The organism is Dorea amylophila (genome assembly GCF_025567265.1).
Lineage (GTDB): Bacteria > Bacillota > Clostridia > Lachnospirales > Lachnospiraceae > Dorea_A > Dorea_A amylophila.
In genome coordinates this window covers 67,527-89,469 of sequence record NZ_JAOQJW010000007.1, presented here as the reverse complement: position 1 = coordinate 89,469, position 21,943 = coordinate 67,527, and the positions used below count along the sequence as shown (strand labels likewise).

Below are 21,943 nucleotides of genomic sequence, written 5' to 3'. Positions count from 1 at the left end.
AGAAATAAATATATGAAAGGATGAAACCTCCCCGATTTTCGTGGGGGGGGGTACACGATGAATAGAACGAATGAAAAAAACAGGGAATTAAAACGTACACAACAGAATAGTGCGCCGAATATACGATGGATGTTGGTCGGGTATGACCTGATCGTATATGCAGTAGTAGCAATTATACTACTGGTTATTTATGGTGGAATGGATAAGTTATCGTCTACGGGGATACTTCAACAAGTATGCTTATCTGCACTGTGTATTTTTGCGGCACGTCTTTTGGGTAAGATCTATGAACAGGTATGGAGATATGGTGGAATCCAGTGCTATATCCGTCTGTTATTTACCGACTCTATCGCTTTTATAGTGTATCTATGTCTGGAACTCATGCTTCCGGTTCAAAAAATTACATTTGCCAGAATGCTCTCTTTAGCAAGTTTGAATTTATTAGGTGCTTTAGCATTGCGTATGATGTATCGCTACGCATATAAATGTGGAAACCGGAAAACTGTCGGTGGAAAAATTCTTTCTATATTATTGCGTCTGTTTTCAGGAATGGAAGCTGGAAATGAAAAAGAAGTACAGAAAATTAAAGTTGCGATTATAGGTGCCGGACGAGTAGGAGTTGGTCTTGCAGAAGATCTTTTAAATAACGCTGAGGCGGCATATATACCGAGAGGTTTCATTGATGTCAATAAAGAAAAAGTCGGACGTGAAATACATGGTATTCCGGTGTGGTCAGAGGATGAAGCGACTTTCCAGAAATTAGGAGAGTTTGAGGTACAGGAAATTATTTTTGCAATCCCATCAATGGATGCAGATAAAAAGAAAGCACTTTATGAATATTACAAAAATGCAGGTTATAAATTAAAAGTTTACGATTATCCGACGATGTATGCTGCCGGCGGGAAACGTCATCTTAGAGAATTTGATATAGAAGAACTTTTATTTAGAAAACCTCTGGTTGTTTCGGATGAACGTACCAATGCATATTACAAAGATAAAGTCGTACTGATTACAGGTGGTGGCGGTTCCATTGGGTCAGAACTTTGCAGACAGTTGGCAAAGATGAATCCAAAGAAAATCATTATCTTAGATATTTATGAGAATGGTGCATATGATGTTCAGCAGGAATTGAAGATTGCCTATGGAAATAAACTGGATTTACAGATTGAAATTTGCTCTATTACTCATAGAAAAGCACTGGAAAAAGTATTTGAAAAATATCATCCGCAGATCATCATCAATGCAGCTGCTCATAAGCATGTTCCTTTGATGGAGCATAACTGTGTAGAAGCTATTTACAACAATGTATTTGGTACACAGAATCTGGTAGAGCTTTGTGAGGAGTATGGTGCAGAACGCTTTATGATGGTATCAACGGATAAAGCAGTTAATCCTACAAATGTTATGGGTGCAACTAAAAGAATGTGCGAGATGATTGTCCAGAGTGCAAGCACACACGGAAAAGTAAAATACAGTGCAACACGATTTGGAAATGTACTTGGCAGTGCCGGATCAGTTATTCCGTTATTTAAACGCCAGATCGCTAATGGCGGACCGGTTACAGTTACAGATAAGCGAATCATCAGATATTTTATGACAATTCCGGAAGCATCACAGCTTGTACTTCAGAGCGGTGCGATTGCCAATAATGGAGAACTGTTTGTTCTGGATATGGGACAGCCAGTAAAGATTATGGATCTGGCAGAGAATATGATTCGTCTGTCCGGTGTACAGGGAATTGAAATTATTGAAACTGGATTAAGACCAGGAGAGAAACTGTATGAGGAGCTGTTAGTTAAGACAGAGGAACTGGATAAAACAGACAACAGCATGATCTTCATTGAAAGAGATACTGCACTGAGCCAGGAAGAAATATACCAGAAGATTCAGGTACTTAAAGATGCCTGCGATACAGGGGATGATCTAATTGCAAAAGAAGCACTGAGGAGTGTTGTTCCAACATTCAAAAGACCAGAAGATGTAAATAAAGAAATTGCTTAATATCAAAATGGATGAAAAGAGGTAGGAGTCATGTTTAAAGAAAGTAATAAATTTGAGAAGTTTGAGTCTAAAGTATGGTTAAGCAGCCCGACTATGCACGGTCCGGAGATTGAATATGTGAAAGAAGCATATGAAACAAACTGGATGTCAACAGTTGGAAAAAATATCAATGAAGTTGAAAGAATGGCATGTGAATATATAGGATGTAAATATGCAGTTGCATTATCTGCAGGAACAGCATCATTGCATCTTGCTATGAAATTAGCTGGTATTGAAGCATATGGTATGCCAAAAGTTGGACATGGTGCATTGGAAGGAAAGAAAGTTTTTTGTTCAGATATGACTTTTGATGCCACTGTAAATCCTGTTGTTTACGAGGGCGGTGAACCGGTATTCATTGACACGGAATATGACACATGGAATATGGACCCGGTGGCACTTGAAAAAGCATTTGAAATTTATCCGGATACGAAGGTAGTAGTAGTTGCTCACCTTTATGGAACACCAGGAAAAGTAGACGAATTAAATGCCGTTATCAAGAAACATAATGCAATTCTGGTAGAAGATGCTGCAGAATCTATGGGAGCTACATATAAGGGAGTACAAACTGGCACATTTGGAAAGTATAATACGATTTCCTTTAATGGAAACAAGATTATCACCGGAAGTGCAGGTGGATGTTTCTTGACTGATGATGAAGAAGCTGCAAACAAAGTTCGTAAATGGTCTACACAGGCAAGAGAAAATGCAGCATGGTATCAGCATGAAGAACTGGGATACAACTACCGTATGAGCAATGTAGTAGCTGGTGTAGTTCGTGGACAGTTCCCATATCTGAATGAACATATTGCACAGAAGAAAGCAATTTATGAGAGATATAAAGAGGGATTAAAAGGATTGCCAGTATCTATGAATCCGATGGATCTGGAAAATTCTGAACCAAATTATTGGCTGTCTTGTCTGATTATTAATAAGGAAGCCATGTGCAAACAGGTTCGTGGCGAGCAGGATGTGTGCTATGTAAAAGAAACAGGAAAGTCTTGCCCGACAGAGATTCTGGAAGCAATTGCATCTATTAATGCTGAGGGGCGTCCAATTTGGAAACCAATGCATATGCAGCCGATTTATCGTTTGAATCCATTTGTTGTCAGAGATGGAAACGGACGTGCCAGATCAAATGCGTATATTGCAGGCGGAGTAGCTGATGTAGGTATGGATATTTTTACAAGAGGATTATGTCTGCCAAGTGACAATAAAATGACAGCAGAGCAGCAGGATAGAATTATTAAAGTAATAAAGGCTTGCTTTGAATAAGGAAGTGTTTTAGGAGAGATTTATGAAGAAAGAAAAAAATCATAAATTGTACCGTAAAATGGGATTTTACGAAAGATACATAAAAAGAGCGATTGATATTTTTTGCTCTGGATTGGCAATTATTGTATTCTGTTGGCTGTATGCAATCATCGCTCTGCTGGTTCGAATCAAACTGGGAAGTCCAGTGTTGTTTACTCAATATAGACCTGGACTGATTGATCCGAAAACGGGAAAAGAACGAATTTTTAAAATGTATAAATTTCGGACTATGACAGATAAGAAAGATGCAGAGGGAAACTTGCTGCCCGATGAAGTGCGTCTGACAAAATTTGGTGCATGGCTTAGATCTACCTCTTTGGATGAACTGCCAGAAGCATTTTGCATTTTAAATGGCACGATGACACTGATAGGGCCACGTCCGCAGTTAGTTCGAGATATGGTGTTTATGTCAGAAGAACAAAGAATGCGTCATACTGCAAAACCTGGATTGTCTGGGCTTGCACAGATAAGTGGCAGAAATGCAATTTCATGGGATAGAAAATTGCAGTATGACTTGGAGTATATAGAACATGTTTCTTTTAGGCGTGATTTAAAAATTCTTTTTAAAACTGTTGAAAAAGCATTTATTAAGCAGGAGGGAATTACAGAAGAAGGTAGTGTAACTGCTGCAGATTATGGGGATTATCTTCTCCAAACAAAACAGATAAGTAAAGAAGAATACGATAAAAAACAGAACGAAGCAAAAGAACTACTAAAAGGATTGAAGTAATGAACGAGTTAGTTTCAATAATAATGCCCTCATATAATACTGCGAAATTTATTAGTAAGACAATAGAATCTGTATTAGAGCAAACATACAAAAATTGGGAACTGTTGATAGTTGATGATTGTTCAACTGATAATACAGATGAGATTGTATCGAAGTATGATGATGACCGAATTATTTATTTAAAAAACAAAAAAAATTCTGGTGCTGCTGTATCAAGAAATAAAGCATTAAAAAATGCAAAGGGTAAGTGGATTGCATTTTTGGACAGTGATGATTTATGGTATCCGACTAAGCTGGAAGAACAAATAAAGTATATGAAAAAAAATAAATACTCTTTTTCATATACTAGTTATGAAGAAATTGATGAAAATGATGTGACGAATGGAGTGAAAGTAACCGGACCTAAGAAGATTACGAAAATGGGAATGTATCGTTATTGTTGGCCGGGGTGTTTGACCGTAATGTATGATGCGGAGAAGATTGGCAAAATACAGATTGCAGATATTAAAAAGAATAACGATTATGCCATGTGGCTGAAAGTAATCAAAAAGGCAAACTGTTATCATTATGATAAAGTGCTGGCACAGTATAGAAAACGGTCAGGATCAATATCTAATCATGGCTATTTAAAATTAGTAAAGTGGCACTATAAGTTATTTAAGGAAGCAGATAATAAGAATAGTATTGCATCGTTATTTTTGACTTTACAAAATTTAATTTATGGATGCTGGAAAAAGGTGCGGTACGTTAAAAAGGTGAGTTAATTATGGGTATGAATGATATGCTGCGTAAAATGGCTGTTCTTTTGGAAAGAAGGCAAGACGCATTATTCTCATATGATGTCAGTAAACAAAAAAAATACATTGCTAAATTAGGAAATCCACGAGATGAGATTGAAAGATCGTATTTTCAGTATAAGTGTCAGATGCAGTTTAATGGAAAAGGAATCACTTTTTTGTTAAATCTGGTTTCATTTCCAGTGGCGATTCTCTACTGGTTCAAATATGGAAAAAAGGTTCAGGTGAATCAGCTAGAGCATAAAAACTTGGTATTTTTTAGAGATGGTAAACCGGAAAACATTTTGCCAAAGTCTTTGAAAAAAAGGTATAAAGCAATTGAAAGTAATCCAGTAGAAGGAACTTTATTAACTGCAAAAGATAAAAAGTTTATAAAAGGAATAATATGTAGATATCCATTTTCTTGGCAGTTTATTTTAAAATGTTTGATTAAAATTGGAAGATATAGTTTTGCCATTGAAGAATATTCACCTGAAGCAATAGCGGTTTGTGCGGAATACTCTTTTACGTCTTCAGTACTGACAGCTTACTGTAAACAAAGAAATATCAAGCATATAGATGTCATGCATGGAGAAAAAATGTACTATATGAGAGATTCGTTCTTTAAATTTGATGAATGCTATATTTGGGATGAATACTATGGAAAAATATTAGCTTCTATGAAGGCAGATAAAAATCAGTTTGTTGTTGAAGTTCCGGCTTCTTTGAAATTCGATGGAGAGCTGATCAGAACACAGAAATATGATTATACATATTATTTAGGTGCAGAATCGGAAGAGGTATTAAAGGAAATATCAAAAATATTGGAACAGTTATATAAGAGTGGAAATAAAATTTCAATACGTCCACATCCGAGATATTCTAATATGGATATTGTTAAAAAGATATTTACTTTTGCAGATGTAGAGGATACAACCCAAACTTCGATAGAGCAATCTTTATTACAATCTGGTGCTGCAATTTCGCTTTATTCAACGGTATTGAATCAGGCATTATGCAATTCAATTCCAATAATAATAGATAATATGAGTAATCCTGAAAATTTTAACAAATTGAAAGAATTGGGATATGTTTGTCTTTATAAGGAACATAGACTTTTATCAGAAGTATTGGAGAAAAGCGTATGATAGGAAAAATTATAAAAAAAATACGAACAGGTTTTTATACAAATCTATGTAAAAAAACAGCCAAGCAATATGGAAAGGGATTACATATAAACCATTGGAGTAAATTTACATCTAAGACTTATATCGGAGATAATTGTCATTTTAATGGGATGAAAGTTACAGGAAATGGAAATGTTACTATTGGAAATAATTTTCATTCAGGAGGAGGAATATTGATATTAACCTCTAATCATAACTATGAGGGAAAATCTATTCCTTATGACGAAACGACTATAGACGGTGATGTCGTGATAGAAGATAATGTTTGGCTTGGGCAAAATGTTACAATTTTACAAGGGGTTAAAATTGGTGAAGGGGCTATTATTCAAGCTGGAAGCGTTGTTGTATCGGATATTCCATCATGTTCAATTGCAGGAGGACATCCGGCGAAAGTATTTAAAATGAGAAACGAACAACATTATTATGAATTGAAATCAGAAAACAAATTTTTTTAGGTGACGATATAAATGAAAGTAATGATTATTGCTCCGTATATATATGATGACAATATAATTGAATTTACTAAAAATAAGACTGGATTTGGAATAATGGTTCAAAATATAGTAAGTTCAGTGGCTGAATTAGAAAATGTTATTTTATTAACACGAGTTATTACAAAGGGAAAAAATGAAAAGAATTTTAAAATCCTTTCTCATACATGGGGACAGTTCTTTTCTAATGCAAAATTAAAGGATTGGTTAATAGGAATAAAAGCATTTTTTGCGAATGGTGTTACAGTAAAAGATAAAGCCAGACATGTTTTTTATGAAGTGGATGGCGGATATGTTAGAAAACAAATTCAAAAGGAAAAACCGGACATAGTTCATATACATGGTATAGGAACTATTACAGAAAGCTATATTAGAATTTGTGAGGAAATGAAAGTAAGGTATACAGTTACTTTACATGGTTTAATTGGTTTGAATGATTCAGTTTCTGCACCGGCATACGAAAAGCAGATAGAACGTGATTTTTTAATAAAAGCAGAAAAAAATAATATACCAATTAGTGTGATTAGTAGTGGTATGAAAGCCAGAATAGAAGAAAAGTATTTAGGAAAAAAAGCAAATAATATCACTGTTATCACGAATGGAACGAAAAAAAGCGACGAAAATGATACAAAGTTTATTCGAGAAGAAGGCACTTTAACGCAAGAAAAGTTTCAAGAATATTATAGCGATTGTTTGAAGCAGAATGATTTATATCCAAAGTTGAGTGATACATATGCTTATTTGCAGTATAGCAAAAAAAATGGTAAGAAAATTCTCTTTTTCGTGGGAAATATAACCAAAAACAAAAATCAAATGCAAGCAGTAGAAATATTAAAAAATACAAAAGTATTTGAAAATATCCTGTTGGTGCTTTGGGGAAGAGAAGTAGATAATGGAGAAGTCCGAAAAAAAATTGCGGAATATCAATTACATAAAAATGTTATTTTAGGCGGATTTAATGATCGAATGGATATTTTTTGGAAATTTTGTGATGTAAATTTATTTTTGAGTTTAAATGATGGATTTGGCTTGCCTATTGTTGAGGGATATATGCATGGAGTACCATGCGTTACCTTTGAGGATTTAGATGCAACACAGGATTTATATTATCCGGAGGCAATGTTAAAAGTAAAGGATAGAAGTAATGAATCAGTTACAGATACATTAAAGATAGCATTGGATAAAAATTGGAAATATGAAGAGATTATTGAAATCGGTAATATGTTTTCGATTGATATTATGTCTGAAAAATATGTGAATTGGTACAAAGAGGTCATGGCGTAGTCAAAGCCTTAGAAAGATTATTGATGTGAGGGAAAATAATGAATGAAGGAATAAATAATAGACGAAAAAAGAAGATAAGTTTGATGGAAATTTTTATCCCATTGTTTTGCCTGATCAATCAGTATGAAATTGCAGGTCTTCATTTAGGTTTAATTTGTGTAATTGCTGTTGTAGCTATTTATTTTATAAAGTATAGAGAATTTTATTTATATAAACCTTTATTTATCTTCTTCTTATTTATGATAGTGCATGATTTTTTCAGGATGTTTATAACTGGATTTAATACAGGACTCTGGGTAGAGAGAGTTTTATACTTATTAATATTATCGTGTATATATAAAAAAGTTGATGAGGAAAATTTATTTAGGGTCTGGAAAATTATAGGAATCATTGTTATGGCTGGAATTTTTTACCAATCTTTCCAGGTATATATATTGGGACAATCAGTGTCTACAATTAATATATTTCCATTTTTGCAGTCAAATAGCGAAAATTATTTATTGGGTTATGATAGACCACATTCTTTCTTTTTAGAACCGGCAGCATACTGTACATGGATATTACCGCTTTTATGTATGTGTATGAAAAGAAAAAAGCATATTTGGATGGTATTTATTTCGATAAGCATTTTATTATCGACATCTTCAACGGGAATATTAATGACCGGAGTAATATGGCTGTTTTATTCGTTTGTAAGTGCCAGAAGCGAAGGGAAATATTTTAATTCGTTAATGATAGTAGGTGTTTTGATAATAGGTATAGGAGCATTTTCAAACTTGAGTATTTTTTCAACGGCATTAAATAAGTTGATGAATATTTCGGTTACAAATACATCTAATTCAGTTAGGCTTGTGTTGGGATTTCAATTGTTTTGGGCTGCGCCTTTGATCTATAAAGTATTAGGAATACCATATATGAATGTAGAGAATTATATGCGTTCTGGAGAAGTGGCATTAAGTAAATATAAATTAAGTCTTGATCTTTCATATTTGGGCTTTGTTAATGCTATTGGAAATTGTATGTTAATTTACGGTGTATTTGGATTGCTTTTATATTTGAAACTTTTTTGGAATATATGGAAAGAATCAGATTTATATAGTAAATGTTATGTTTTAACATGTATCATTTCAATATTTGGTCAATCGGTATTTTGGAATAGTCTTTTCGTAACGCAATTTGCGGTGATGTTATGCTCAGTAGAAAGGACATCATTTATTAGAGTGACGTTGGGTCAAGGAGTAACGAGCAATTCATATGAATAAGAAATATAAATATTTATCGAAAAATTTTATTTTATTTGGGATAAGTAGTTTTGGTCCTAAGATAATAGCATTCCTTATGGTTCCTTTATATACTAATTGTTTATCTACAGCAGACTATGGAATCGGGGACATAGTAAGTACTTCTGCCAATTTGGTATTACCAATCATTATCCTTTGCATCGAAAGTGCAATATTAAGATTTTGCTTTGATAAAGAGTATGAATCCGATGAAGTAATATCAAGCGGGTTATTTGTTTGCCTGAAAGGAATGGTATTATGTGCTATTTGTACAATTATAATAGGAATACTTCCTTTCTTTAAAATTAATACATCATATTTAGTTGCATTTTATTTAATGGTATTGTCTACAGGGCTGTATAATGTACTGACTAATTATGCCAGAGGTATTGATAAAGTACAATATATGGTTGAAATGAGTTTGATTACCACAATAGCATCATGTGTATTAAATGTTGTTTTGTTGGTTGTGCTGAAGTGTGGGTTAAATGGATATTTAATAGCTAATTACCTGGGAACCTTTATGGCTGTAGCTTGGGGATCTGTACGACTGAAAATACATAAACACATTAAGTTTAATAAAGTAAATAAAACTACAGTTAAGGAATTGCAAAAATTTGGGTTTCCGTTAATTTTTAATAAAATTGGTTGGTGGATTAATAGTTCATCGGATAGATATATTGTTACATGGATTTTAGGTGCAACTGCGAATGGAATTTATACGGTATCATATAAAATACCGACTATGCTGACTGCATGTAGTGATATATTTACGCAGGCATGGCAGTTATCAGCCATAAAAGATTTTGATCCAGAAGATAGTGATCATTTTGTTGCTGATATGTATGAGGCATATAATGGTTTTTTAGTTTTGTGTTGTTCAATGTTAATTATATTAACTATTCCATTTGCACATATTTTATATGCAAAGAGCTTTTTTGTAGCATGGAAATATGTTCCTCCATTGATGATTTCTTTCGTCTTTGGTGGTTTGGCTGGCTTTTTAGGGAGCATTTTTACAGCAGTAAAAGATACTAAAATATTCTCATATTCAACTATGATAGGTGCAGTCGTAAATACCATATTAAATTTTGTATTAGTGTCTTATATTGGTGTAATGGGTGCTGCAGTTGCAACACTTGTGTCTAACATTGTTATTTGGCTAGTTAGATTACAAAGAAGTAAAAGGTATATACATATACGAGTGAATTTTCTAAAACATACAATAATGTATATCTTGTTAGTTGTACAATTCATAGTCTGTTTAGGTGGATTTACTATAGTGCCTGTAATAATACAATTAATCATTCTTGTTGCTTTGATTGCTGCTAATAGAAAATTGATAATTAATATAATGAGAAAAGGAAAAATAATGTTAGCAAAATATTTAGATCGTTAGGAGAAATAAATTATGAAAACAATAGGAATAATTACATATCATCATTATTATAATTACGGTACAATGCTGCAGGCTCTTGCCTTGCAGGAAAAGGTAGAACAACTAGGCTATCAGGCAGAGTTAATAGATTTTAAACAAGATAATTCTCTATCAAGATATGAAATGCTTAAATTAAGAATAAAAAGAATGCCAGTGTATATTAAAGAAAGAAAAAAATATCGAGCGTTGGCTGATTCGAGAGAAAAAATAAAGGAAAAGAATGAATTATTTGAACAGTTTTATAAAACATATTTGCATGTAGGAAAAAAGAAATATACAACCACACAGCAGTTAATGGAAAATCCACCAGTATATGATGGATATGTAGTAGGTAGTGACCAGACTTGGAATCCTTTTGTTGCGAACTCGCCGGAAGCATTTTTTTTGCCATTTGTTGAAAACAAATCGAAAAAAGGCAGTTATGGTCCGAGCTTAGCGGTAAAATCATTATCTGACGAGAAAGAAAAGGAATATAGAAAAAAATTATCTAATTTTTCCTTTTTATCATGCAGAGAGCAGGATGGAGCGCAATTGTTAAGCCGTATTACACAAAAAGAAGTTAAATGTGTATTAGATCCAACATTGTTATTATCTGCTAAAGAGTGGGGAAAATATTGCGAGTTTGAGATACCTAAAGAGCCATATATTTTGGTTTATTTTTTGGGAGAAAAATCAGAACATAGAAGGGCTGTAGAAAAGATACAAAAATTAACAAATTGGAAAATAATAAGTCTTCCGGCAGCATATTTAGAAATGGAAAATAATGATTATAAAAAAGTATGGGGAGGTCCTAAAGAATTTTTATCATTGATAAGAGGGGCTGCTTTAATTTGTACAGATTCATTTCATGGAACTATGTTTTCGATAAATTTCCAAAGAAATTTTTTCTCTTTTTGTAAAAGCAGTGATTCAGAGGAATCATCTGAAAATTCCAGATTATATAGTGCTTTAAATATCTTTGGATTATCAAATAGAATAATTCATAATATGGATAATTTGACTGCAGAAGATATTTCTATAGATTACAAAAATGTGATTCCGATTTTGGAGGAACAGAGAAGGGATTCGATTGAGTATTTAGAAAACATGTTATTCGAGATGACGAAAGGATAAAAAATGAAAGTTGCTATTCGGGATGATGATACATCATATTTTACAAAACCTAAAGATTTACAAAGAGCATATGATTTTTTAAATGAGGATGATTGTGTATCTCTTTCAGTTGTGCCGTATACGGTTCCAGTTCATAGAGATGATGTGTTTCCATATGGAAAAGAAATTGGAATGGGATATTATGATATAGCTGAAAATACAGAATTATTAGAATATTTAAAGGAAAAATATAAACAGGGAAAAGTTGATATATTGTTACATGGCTATTCACATGAATATCAGCTAAGTGAAAACAAATGGCTTGCTGAAATGAAATGGAAAAGTAGTAGTCAATTAAAAGAGGAAATACCGAAAGGAAAAAAACATTTAGAGAAATTGTTAGGTATGAATATATCAGTATTTGTTGCACCTAATAATAGTATTGATAAAAAAGCTATTTCAGTATTAGAAGATCTTCAAATGAATTACTCTGGCATTATTGGGGTGAGAGATAGAAAAGTAAATTTAAGATATATATATAATTTTATAATTCGTTGGGGATTTAGGATAGTAAAAAAAGTACAGTATCCAGGTATTATGAACTATGGAAAGCATAAAGAACTGAATGCATATACAATAGATAATTATGAACGGCTGATTTATGAGTACCATATTTGCAAAGCAAGAAAAGTGCCATTTGTTATATATACTCATTATTGGCAATTAAATACAGATGAAAAAGCGAAAAAGTTAATTAAACAAATATATAATTATGTAATTAAAGATGGTGCAGAAATAGTTCCTTTAAGTGAGTGTTTTAAATAATATGATAAATTTTGATTTTAAAGAAAAATGTTACTCTTGTTCAGCATGTGCAGAAGCTTGTCCAACCAAAGCAATATCATTTGATGAAAACATACATCCAGAAATTGATTTGCAAAAGTGTATTAATTGCAATAGATGTGAAAGAGTATGTATTGAATTGAATAAACCTGAAGATATAGAAGAACTGAATTGTATTGAGGGATATATAGTTAAAAACAAAAACAATGAAATCAGAAAAGTAAGTTCGTCAGGCGGTGTTTTTTTTCAAATAGCACAAAAAGTATTAGAAATGGACGGATATGTTTGTGGTTGTATATATGATGACGAGTTTATGCCCAAACATATTGTTTCTAATGAGATAGAAATTTGCAAAAAAATGATGGGATCAAAATATGTGAAAAGTGATTTAAATGATTGCATAGTGAAAATCAAGCAGATTGTAGAAAAGGGAAAAATAGTACTTTTTTCAGGAGTCCCATGTCAAGTTGCAGCAGTAAAAAAGTGTGTTAAAAGTGATAAATTAATTACGCTGGCAGTTGTATGTCATGGATCTATAGAACGTAAAATATGGAAAAAATATTTAGCTGAAGAAGAAAGAATGAGTGAAAGTTCAATTATTAAAGTGTCTATGAGAGATAAAACAAAAGGATGCTTAAATTATGGATTGAAGTTTCAATTTAAGAATGGAACTGAACATATAACGTTTAGAAAAAATGATGGTTACTTTTTGAAATGCTTTACAGATGGTTTGTTTGAAAGAAATAGATGTTTGAGTTGCGAATATAAGGGACAGAATATTATGAGTGATCTATTGATAGGAGATGCGTGGGGAATGGAAAAAGTATGTCCCGAATTTACAGATAGTCTTGGGTGTTCGGCAGTATTAGTGTTGACTGAAAAAGGAAAAAAAATTTTTAATGAAGTAGAAAAATACTTTTTAATTAGAAATGTAGATAGCCAAGAAATAATTCGTAATAATCCAAGAATTATATTACCAGCGCCACGAAATACTTTTCAGAAGAGTTTTGAAAAGAAGTTAGAAAAGTCAGATGCGAATATTCATTTCTGGACAGAAAAGTATGCAAAACCAACTATTTTGAATCGTATAAAATGGAAAGTATTGGGAGGAGAAAATTAAAATGTTTAGTATAAAAAAGATGTTGGTAGATTTATATGATAGTAGAACGGCTCAGTCATGTAGTGCTTCTATTGGAGATATAATGAATTTAAGAAGAAATGTAGAACATAATCAGTTTCTAGCTACTACGAGGTATTTGGATATAAAGGATTATGTAGAATATAATAAACAAACATTTGTATGGCAAAATACGGTTAGTAGGGCAGCATATGGTAATAAACATCGGGAGGAAGATGGGAACATGGCTTTCTCAAAATTAATTACATCATATCAAAGCAAAGGATATGATCCGAATTCTTTATTTATAGTAGATAAGGATATGAGGCTTCTCGATGGTAATCATAGAATGGGGATGAATTTATATACAGATCAACATAAAATAAATGTTCGAGTTTTGAAGAGAAAAAGCAAAAATCCAGGTAATTTGGATTGGTATTTACAAAAGAAAATATCGGCAGATTTTTTGAAAAAAGTCTATAATGCATATTTACAAATACAAGAATGGTTAATTGAAACGGGAGATACTTTTTGTTGTATTGTGCCTGAAAATGAAAAATTATCCGAATTGGATTTAATGGTTAATATAAAAAGTGTACACAGATATAGATTACAGAGTCCATTATTCGTGGGGGGGGCATAAAGCTTAATCAAGCAGGAAAACTTATACAGTTTACGTTAGATGAACCAGAATACATGATTGAGGATAGTAAAGCTGTATCAAAAAGGATAAGAGATATAAAAAATATTTTGGAAATGAGATATGGTATGGAATTTGTTTCACAAATTTATTTTTCACAATCTTGTCTTGAGGGTAAGGAAATTTTTGATAAAATAAAGAACGATTTTATAGAATAAAAGTGAGTGGATTAAATGGAAAAGTTTATATTGATAGCCACATGTACATATGTAAAAAATGAATAAAAGAATAGTGTCATCATTTGTTAAAATAGGTATAAAAAATTGGAATAAACTGAGAGAGTATCTTAGAAAATAGATTTGAGGTGATTTTAGATGAAAAAACTGATTTTAATAGGAGCTGGTGGACATGCAAAGTCAGTTGCAGATTCAATTAATAAATCAGAATATGAATTATGTGGATTCATAGATAGCAACAAAAAAGGTATGCATATGGGATTACCAATCTTGGGTACGGGACTTGAAGATATTCCAAATTGTGAAAAATATAGTTATTTTGTTTCTATTGGAGATGTTGGATACCGTAAGTTATGGTTTGACAGAATTAGAGAACGAAGATTGAACATAATCAATATTATTGATTCTTCAGCAATTATATCGGCCAGTGCAAAAATGGGAATAGGGAATTTTGTAGGTAAAATGGCAGTAATAAATGCTGATGCAGAGATAGGAAATAATAATGTTATAAATACAAAGGCTTTGATTGAACACGAATGTAAAGTGGGTGATCACAATCATTTATCAACAAATTCTGTCATAAATGGAAATGTAATTGTAGGAAATAGTGTTTTTTTGGGCAGTTCATCTGTGTGTAACGGTCAATTGAAAATCGGTTCCAATGCAATTATTGGTTCAGGTAGTGTGATTATTAAAGATATACCGGAGAAAGTAACTGTAGTAGGTGTACCTGCTAGAGTTATAAAGAGGAGAGATTAGAAATGAGTGATATTCAAATTGTTGCAGAGATTGGCTGCAATCATAATGGAAGTGTTGAATTGGCAAAAAAAATGATGAAAAAAGCGAAAGAAGCTGGAGCAGATGCAGTTAAATTCCAAAGTTTTGTGCCAGAAAATCTTGTTTCAAGATATGCCCCTAAAGCCGAATATCAGAAAAAAAATGATGGAAATGGTTCACAGCTAGATATGTTAAAAAAATTGGCATTAACGGAAACTGAATACTTGGAATTGGTACAGTATGCTTCTACTTTAGATATTCAGATTTTTTCTACGCCATTTGATTTTGAATCTTTTTCATTTTTGCAAAAAATCGGTCAGAATATATGGAAAGTACCATCAGGAGAGATTACAAATCTTCCTTATTTACAGAGGGTAGCAGCAATTGAATGTCAAAATAAACAAGTAATTCTATCAACAGGAATGTCTACGATTGATGAAGTTAAATATGCAATAAATGTTTTGCAACAAAGTAAAGACACAAGTTTTACGGTATTACATTGTAATACACAATATCCAACAGAGCCGGAAGATATGAATTTGCTTGCCATGAATAAGCTTCAAGAATTAGCACCAGATTGGAAAATCGGACTTTCAGATCATTCAGAAGGAATTGTTGCTTCTCTTGTGGCTGTTGGATTGGGAGCTAAATTTATCGAAAAACATTTTACTTTAGATAAAGCTATGCCAGGACCTGATCATAAAGCGTCTATTACACCAGAAGAACTAAAAGAATTGTGTGTAGGTGTGCATAAAGCTGAAATTATGCTTGGAAATGAAACGAAAGAAGTGACTGAATCTGAACGAAGCAATATATTCGTTGCAAGAAAATCTATTGTAGCAAAAAGAAAAATCATGAGAGGCGAAATGTTTTCCGAAGAGAATATCACTTGTAAAAGACCAGGAAATGGAATTTCTCCGATTCATTGGTATGAGGTGTTGGGAAAAGAAGCTGAAAAAGATTTTGAAATAGATGAATTGATTTCTTGTAAAGGAGTGAATAGAGAAGATGAATAATTTAGCAATAATACCTGCAAGAAGCGGTTCGAAAGGCTTGAAAGATAAAAATATAAAATTATTAAATGGAAAACCGTTAATTGCATATAGCATAGAAGCAGCGAAGAAATCAGAGATTTATTCACACATATTGGTTTCTACGGATTCTGAAAGATATGGCGAGATTGCAATACAATATGGAGCAGAAGTACCTTTTTATCGATCAGAAGAAAATGCATCAGATGTAGCGTCATCATGGGATGTTGTAAAAGAAGTATTGAAAAAATATCAGGAGATGGGAATTGTATTTGATACATTTACGCTTTTACAGCCAACATCTCCATTGCGAAAGTACGAAGATATAAAAAAAGCTTATGAATTATTTAAAGAGAAAGATGCAATAGCGGTTGTATCAGTTTGTGAAATGGAGCATTCGCCATTGTGGAGTAATACTTTACCAGAAAATAATTCGTTATCCGGATTTTTGCGGGCAGACAGTAATAAACAAAGACAGAAATTAGAAACGTTTTATAGGATAAATGGGGCAATTTATATGGCAGATGTGAAGGCTTTTTTGGAAAATACAAATCTGTATAGAGAAGATTGTTACGCATATAAAATGCCGGCAGAGCGCAGTATAGATATAGATACAGAACTTGATTTTAAAATTGCCGAAACTATTATAAATCAGTAAAAGAAGGTTAGTATGGGAAAGTATAGAGTAGCGTATGCGACTGGTTCAAGAGCAGATTATGGAATAGTAAAAAATTTTTTAAGATTATTAGATAATGACAAAGATATTGAGTTTTCAGTATTGGTTACAGGCTCACATTTAGAAGATAAGTTTGGTCACTCTGTAGATATAATACGACAGGATGGATTTAAAATCGATTTGGAGATTCCGCTAAATATAGAGAATGACAGTAATGCGAATGTGATGCATTGCATGGCAACAGCTTTAGATTGTTTTGGAAATTATTTTGAAAATAATAAATTTGATTTATTAATTATACTTGGAGATAGATATGAAATGATGGCGGTTGCGATTGCAGCAGCTATGCAAAGAATCCCAATTTTGCATTTACATGGTGGGGAAGTTACATATGGCAATTATGATGAATTTATACGTCATTCTATTACCAAAATGAGTCAGTATCATTTTACCAGTACAGAAGAATATAGAAAACGTGTAATACAGTTGGGAGAAGATCCTAAAAGAGTATTTTATCTTGGGGCATTAGGGGCAGAAAATTGTTGCAAGATAGATGAAGAGAAAGTAATTGAAAAAGTAAAAGAACTTATTCCACAAAAATATTGGGTTGTAGCTTTTCATCCCGAAACACTAACTGATGTGAAAATGGAAGATCAGGTGAAAGAAGTATTGACTGCATTGCAGGAAAATATGAATGGAATGAGTGTTATTTTTATGGGGACGAATGCAGATACAAAATCTGATATCATACGTTCTTCATGGCTCAATTATGTGGATGAACATGAAAATGCGTATTATTATGAAAACTTGAATGTAGATTCGTTTTTATATTTAGTAAAAAATTCTGTGGCATTAATAGGAAATTCGTCATCTGGAATTATTGAAACACCGTCATTAGGAAGGTATACAATTAATATTGGAGATAGACAAAGAGGACGAGTACATGGTAACAGTGTTATTGATGTCACTTGCGACAGTAGTATGATCGGTCAGGCAATGAAAGAGATTACCGGGAAAAATGAAAAAATAATTAATCCGTATTATGTAGAAAATACTGCAGAAAATTATTATAAAAAGACAAAAGAAATTTTAGAAAATGGAACGTCCATTTTAAAGGAATTTTATGATATAGTCTAAAATTCAGTAGAAACAGAAGTGTAAAGCAGGAGGTATGCGAATATGAAAATTGCAGTTGCAGGAACTGGATATGTGGGATTATCCATAGCTACTTTGTTATCGCAACACCATGAAGTGATGGCAGTAGATATTATTCCAGAAAAAGTAGAATTAATAAACCAAAAAAAATCTCCAATTCAGGATGAATATATTGAAAAATATCTGTCAGAGAAGAAATTGCATCTAACGGCAACATTAGATGCAAAATCAGCGTATAAAGATGCGGACTTTGTAGTTATTGCTGCTCCCACAAACTATGACAGTAAGAAAAATTTCTTTGATACATCAGCAGTAGAAGCTGTGATCAAGTTGGTTATTGAATATAATCCAGATGCGATTATGGTTATAAAATCGACAATTCCAGTAGGATATACAGCAAGTATTAGAGAAAAATTTCATTGTGACAATATTATTTTTAGCCCTGAGTTTTTGCGTGAATCTAAGGCATTGTACGATAATCTATATCCGTCAAGAATTATTGTGGGAACGGATATTCAAAATGCTAGACTTGTAAAGGCTGCGAATACATTTGCCGGATTATTACAGGAAGGTGCTATTAAAGAGAATATTGATACTTTGATTATGGGATTTACAGAAGCGGAAGCAGTGAAGTTATTTGCTAATACATATCTGGCTCTCAGAGTATCATATTTTAATGAGCTTGACACATATGCCGAAATGAAAGGGTTGAACACACAGCAGATCATTAACGGTGTGTGTCTTGATCCAAGAATTGGATCACATTATAATAATCCGTCATTTGGATATGGTGGTTATTGCTTACCAAAGGATACTAAACAGCTTTTGGCTAATTATGAAGATGTTCCACAGAATATGATGTCTGCTATTGTTGAATCAAATAGAACCAGGAAAGATTTCATAGCAGATCGTGTTTTACAGAAAGCAGGGTATTATGCTTATGATGATGAAAATACTTATGATGCTTCTATGGAAAAAGAGGTTGTGATTGGTGTATATCGTCTTACTATGAAATCAAATTCAGATAATTTCCGCCAGTCTTCTATACAGGGAGTTATGAAGAGAATCAAGGCTAAAGGAGCATCTGTTATTATTTATGAGCCAACATTGGAAGATGGAAGCACTTTCTTTGGAAGTAAGGTTGTGAATGATTTGGATAAATTTAAGGAGCAGAGTCAGGCAATCATTGCAAATAGATATAATGACTGTTTAGATGATGTGAAAGATAAAGTATATACAAGGGATTTATATAGACGGGATTGATACTATTTTGCATGGAGGAAGTAAATAATGAACATAGAAATGAATGAAACATACGCAAGAGATACTTCAACCGTATGGGAACATGAGATAATTAGTTCTGCATCGGATTTGAAAGAATGGATTAAATATGAAGGTGCGAAATATCCAAAGAGAACATTAGTGGGGGGGGGTATTTCCGCTAACGGAAAACGATGCTATTTTTAAGTATCAAAAAAGACTTAGAAAAACGGAATATTACCTTAATACTGGAAAAAAATGGATGTACTATTTGAGCTTGGTCAAATTAAATAGATTAAGATTTAAATATGGTATGAAAGTTAGATTGAACAGTTGTGGAAAGGGGTTATGTATAGTCCACTTAGGCTCTATTATAACTAATGGAGATGTTGGTGAAGATGCAAGGCTATTTGTAAATTCTGCAATTGTATCAAATGGTGGTGGCGAAAGAGAACCAAGACTTGGAAATCATGTTACATTATTTACAAATGCAGTAGTATGTGGAGATGTCAAAATAGGAAACAACAATATTATAGGGGCTAATTCTGTTGTGACAAAAAATTTTGAAGAGTCCAATATTATTATTGCAGGAACACCTGCAAAAAAAATAAAGAATAGATTGTTAGAATAATAGAGAATACAATGATAAGAATGGGGAGATTGAAATGTGTGGAATAGTTGGTTTTACTGGAACACAGCAGGCAGCACCTATTTTATTAAATGGTCTGTCTAAATTAGAGTACCGAGGGTACGATTCGGCTGGAATCGCTGTGCGAGATGGGGAGCGTTTGGCACAGGTGGTTAAAGCCAAGGGAAGATTAGGCAATCTGATTGAAAAAACAGATGAAGGAAAAGCACTGATAGGAACATGTGGAATCGGACATACACGTTGGGCAACACATGGAGAGCCAAGTCAGATTAATGCACATCCGCATGTATCTGGAAATTGTACAAGATCAGGTTCTGGAGAAGTAGAATCAGAAGTAGTTGGCGTACACAATGGTATTATTGAAAATTATACAGAACTTAAAGAAAAATTATTAAAGCATGGTTATACTTTTTACAGTCAGACTGACACAGAGGTAGTAATTAAATTAGTGGACTATTATTATAAGAAGTATAATCTCGGACCGATTGATGCGATTGCTAAAACGATGGTTCGTGTGCGTGGTTCATATGCCCTGGAACTTATGTTCAAAGATTATCCGGGAGAAATTTGGGTAGCAAGAAAAGACAGTCCAATGATTATTGGAGTGACAGACGGCGAAACCTATGTAGCTTCTGATGTTCCGGCTATTCTGAAATATACAAGAAATGTTTATTATATTGGTAATCTGGAGTTTGCCAGATTGACACCTGGAGAAGCTCATTTCTTTAATCTTGATGGGGATGAGATTGAAAAGCAGACAACAGAAATTAAGTGGGATGCTGAGGCAGCAGAAAAAGCAGGATTTGAACATTTTATGATGAAAGAGATCCATGAACAGCCGAAAGCAGTTCAGGATACTTTGAGTTCTGTCATAAAAAATAATTGTATTGATTTATCATCAGTTGAAATTACAGAAGAGGAAATTCAGAAATTTGAACAGATATATATTGTTGCATGTGGTTCAGCTTGGCATGTTGGAATGGCAGCACAGTATGTGATTGAGGATTTGGTGGATGTTCCTGTAAGAGTGGATCTTGCATCTGAATTTAGATACAGAAAAATGCCAATAAATAAAAACTCGTTGGTTATTGTTATCAGCCAGTCAGGGGAAACAGCGGATACTTTAGCAGCTTTGCGTTTGGCAAAGGAAAAAGGTATAAAAACTCTGGCAATCGTAAATGTTGTTGGCAGCAGTATTGCTCGTGAGGCAGATAAAGTATTTTATACTCTTGCTGGTCCGGAAATATCAGTGGCAACGACAAAGGCTTACAGCGCCCAACTTGTAGCAATGTATTGTCTTGCTGTTCAATTTGCTAGAGTTAGAAATACCATTACAGAAGAGCAGTATGGCAATTACATTACTGAGTTATTGACAATTCCGGATAAGATTCAGAAAATCCTGCAGGATAAAGAAAGACTTCAATGGTTTGCTGCGAAATATGCGAATGCTCATGATGTGTTTTTTGTGGGCAGAGGAATTGATTATGCAATTTCTCTGGAAGGCAGTTTAAAGCTGAAAGAAATTTCTTATATTCATTCTGAAGCATACGCAGCCGGGGAATTAAAGCATGGTACGATTAGTCTGATCGAGCCAGGAACATTAGTAATTGGTGTATTGACACAGAGTGATCTTTACGAGAAAACCATTAGTAATATGCTGGAGTGTAAGAGTCGAGGTGCGTATTTGATGGGACTGACAACATATGGAAAGTATGAGATTGAAGATCAGGTAAATTTTGCAGTTTATGTTCCGAAGATAGATGAACACTTCGTGGGAAGTCTGGCAGTTGTTCCATTGCAGTTAATGGGATATTATGTCAGTGTAGCTAAAGGGTTAGATGTAGACAAGCCTAGAAATCTGGCAAAGAGTGTTACTGTGGAATAAGGAAAGAATGCTCTGGCACTGACAGGTGCCAGAGTGTTAGTA

At 33.2% G+C, this 21,943-nt stretch carries 21 protein-coding genes; all 21 read left to right on the top strand.

Annotated features, from left to right (window positions below):
• Positions 1–57 precede the first annotated feature (57 nt).
• The gene (locus OCV72_RS05850) at positions 58–2,001 is read left to right on the top strand and encodes a polysaccharide biosynthesis protein (RefSeq protein WP_055282599.1); all 1,944 of its coding nucleotides are present in this window, start codon (positions 58–60) and stop codon (positions 1,999–2,001) included.
• Positions 2,002–2,031: 30 nt separating this feature from the next.
• Positions 2,032–3,315: a DegT/DnrJ/EryC1/StrS family aminotransferase gene (locus OCV72_RS05845; protein ID WP_055282597.1), complete on the top strand. Its 1,284-nt coding sequence runs from the start codon at positions 2,032–2,034 to the stop codon at positions 3,313–3,315.
• Positions 3,316–3,337: 22 nt separating this feature from the next.
• A complete protein-coding gene (locus tag OCV72_RS05840; RefSeq protein ID WP_055282594.1) occupies positions 3,338–4,084 on the top strand; it encodes a sugar transferase in 747 nt (248 codons plus the stop codon).
• Positions 4,084–4,848: a glycosyltransferase family 2 protein gene (locus tag OCV72_RS05835; RefSeq protein ID WP_055282591.1), complete on the top strand. Its 765-nt coding sequence runs from the start codon at positions 4,084–4,086 to the stop codon at positions 4,846–4,848. Before OCV72_RS05840 ends, OCV72_RS05835 begins: the two co-directional genes overlap by 1 nt.
• Before the next feature lie 2 nt (positions 4,849–4,850).
• Positions 4,851–6,008 (top strand): hypothetical protein, encoded by a 1,158-nt coding sequence (locus OCV72_RS05830; protein WP_055282590.1) that lies wholly within the window; start codon positions 4,851–4,853, stop codon positions 6,006–6,008.
• A complete protein-coding gene (locus OCV72_RS05825) occupies positions 6,005–6,502 on the top strand; it encodes an acyltransferase (RefSeq protein WP_055282588.1) in 498 nt (165 codons plus the stop codon). The genes OCV72_RS05830 and OCV72_RS05825 overlap by 4 nt, the downstream gene beginning before the upstream one ends.
• Positions 6,503–6,514: 12 nt before the next feature.
• The gene (locus OCV72_RS05820; protein ID WP_055282586.1) at positions 6,515–7,822 is read left to right on the top strand and encodes a glycosyltransferase family 4 protein; all 1,308 of its coding nucleotides are present in this window, start codon (positions 6,515–6,517) and stop codon (positions 7,820–7,822) included.
• 38 nt (positions 7,823–7,860) lie between these two features.
• Complete coding sequence (locus OCV72_RS05815) at positions 7,861–9,084, top strand: hypothetical protein (RefSeq protein ID WP_055282583.1); 1,224 nt, start codon at positions 7,861–7,863, stop codon at positions 9,082–9,084.
• A complete protein-coding gene (locus OCV72_RS05810) occupies positions 9,077–10,501 on the top strand; it encodes a lipopolysaccharide biosynthesis protein (RefSeq protein WP_055282582.1) in 1,425 nt (474 codons plus the stop codon). The genes OCV72_RS05815 and OCV72_RS05810 overlap by 8 nt, the downstream gene beginning before the upstream one ends.
• 12 nt (positions 10,502–10,513) lie before the next feature.
• Entirely contained in the window at positions 10,514–11,653 is a 1,140-nt protein-coding gene (locus tag OCV72_RS05805) for a polysaccharide pyruvyl transferase family protein (RefSeq protein ID WP_055282580.1), read from the top strand.
• A gap of 3 nt (positions 11,654–11,656) precedes the next feature.
• Complete coding sequence (locus OCV72_RS05800; protein WP_055282578.1) at positions 11,657–12,457, top strand: DUF2334 domain-containing protein; 801 nt, start codon at positions 11,657–11,659, stop codon at positions 12,455–12,457.
• 1 nt (position 12,458) lies between these two features.
• On the top strand, positions 12,459–13,595 hold the full coding sequence (locus tag OCV72_RS05795) for a Coenzyme F420 hydrogenase/dehydrogenase, beta subunit C-terminal domain (RefSeq protein WP_055282576.1): 1,137 nt from the start codon (positions 12,459–12,461) through the stop codon (positions 13,593–13,595).
• A 1-nt stretch (position 13,596) separates the two neighbouring features.
• Positions 13,597–14,235: a hypothetical protein gene (locus tag OCV72_RS05790; RefSeq protein WP_055282575.1), complete on the top strand. Its 639-nt coding sequence runs from the start codon at positions 13,597–13,599 to the stop codon at positions 14,233–14,235.
• A gap of 371 nt (positions 14,236–14,606) precedes the next feature.
• On the top strand, positions 14,607–15,227 hold the full coding sequence (locus OCV72_RS05785; RefSeq protein ID WP_055282573.1) for an acetyltransferase: 621 nt from the start codon (positions 14,607–14,609) through the stop codon (positions 15,225–15,227).
• 2 nt (positions 15,228–15,229) lie between these two features.
• Positions 15,230–16,261: an N-acetylneuraminate synthase gene (neuB, locus tag OCV72_RS05780; RefSeq protein WP_055282571.1), complete on the top strand. Its 1,032-nt coding sequence runs from the start codon at positions 15,230–15,232 to the stop codon at positions 16,259–16,261.
• A complete protein-coding gene (locus OCV72_RS05775; RefSeq protein WP_055282569.1) occupies positions 16,254–16,934 on the top strand; it encodes an acylneuraminate cytidylyltransferase family protein in 681 nt (226 codons plus the stop codon). The genes neuB and OCV72_RS05775 overlap by 8 nt, the downstream gene beginning before the upstream one ends.
• Before the next feature lie 12 nt (positions 16,935–16,946).
• Positions 16,947–18,089, top strand: a complete 1,143-nt coding sequence (gene neuC / locus OCV72_RS05770; protein ID WP_055282566.1) for a UDP-N-acetylglucosamine 2-epimerase — start codon at positions 16,947–16,949, stop codon at positions 18,087–18,089.
• 42 nt (positions 18,090–18,131) lie between these two features.
• The gene (locus tag OCV72_RS05765) at positions 18,132–19,370 is read left to right on the top strand and encodes a nucleotide sugar dehydrogenase (RefSeq protein WP_055282563.1); all 1,239 of its coding nucleotides are present in this window, start codon (positions 18,132–18,134) and stop codon (positions 19,368–19,370) included.
• A gap of 27 nt (positions 19,371–19,397) precedes the next feature.
• On the top strand, positions 19,398–19,574 hold the full coding sequence (locus OCV72_RS05760; RefSeq protein ID WP_155515210.1) for a hypothetical protein: 177 nt from the start codon (positions 19,398–19,400) through the stop codon (positions 19,572–19,574).
• A gap of 106 nt (positions 19,575–19,680) precedes the next feature.
• Complete coding sequence (locus tag OCV72_RS05755) at positions 19,681–19,998, top strand: serine O-acetyltransferase (protein ID WP_172677210.1); 318 nt, start codon at positions 19,681–19,683, stop codon at positions 19,996–19,998.
• Positions 19,999–20,032: 34 nt separating this feature from the next.
• Positions 20,033–21,901 carry a glutamine--fructose-6-phosphate transaminase (isomerizing) gene (glmS, locus tag OCV72_RS05750; protein ID WP_055282560.1) on the top strand — a complete coding sequence of 623 codons (1,869 nt, stop codon included), beginning with the start codon at positions 20,033–20,035 and terminating at the stop codon, positions 21,899–21,901.
• The last annotated feature ends 42 nt before the right edge of the window (positions 21,902–21,943 follow it).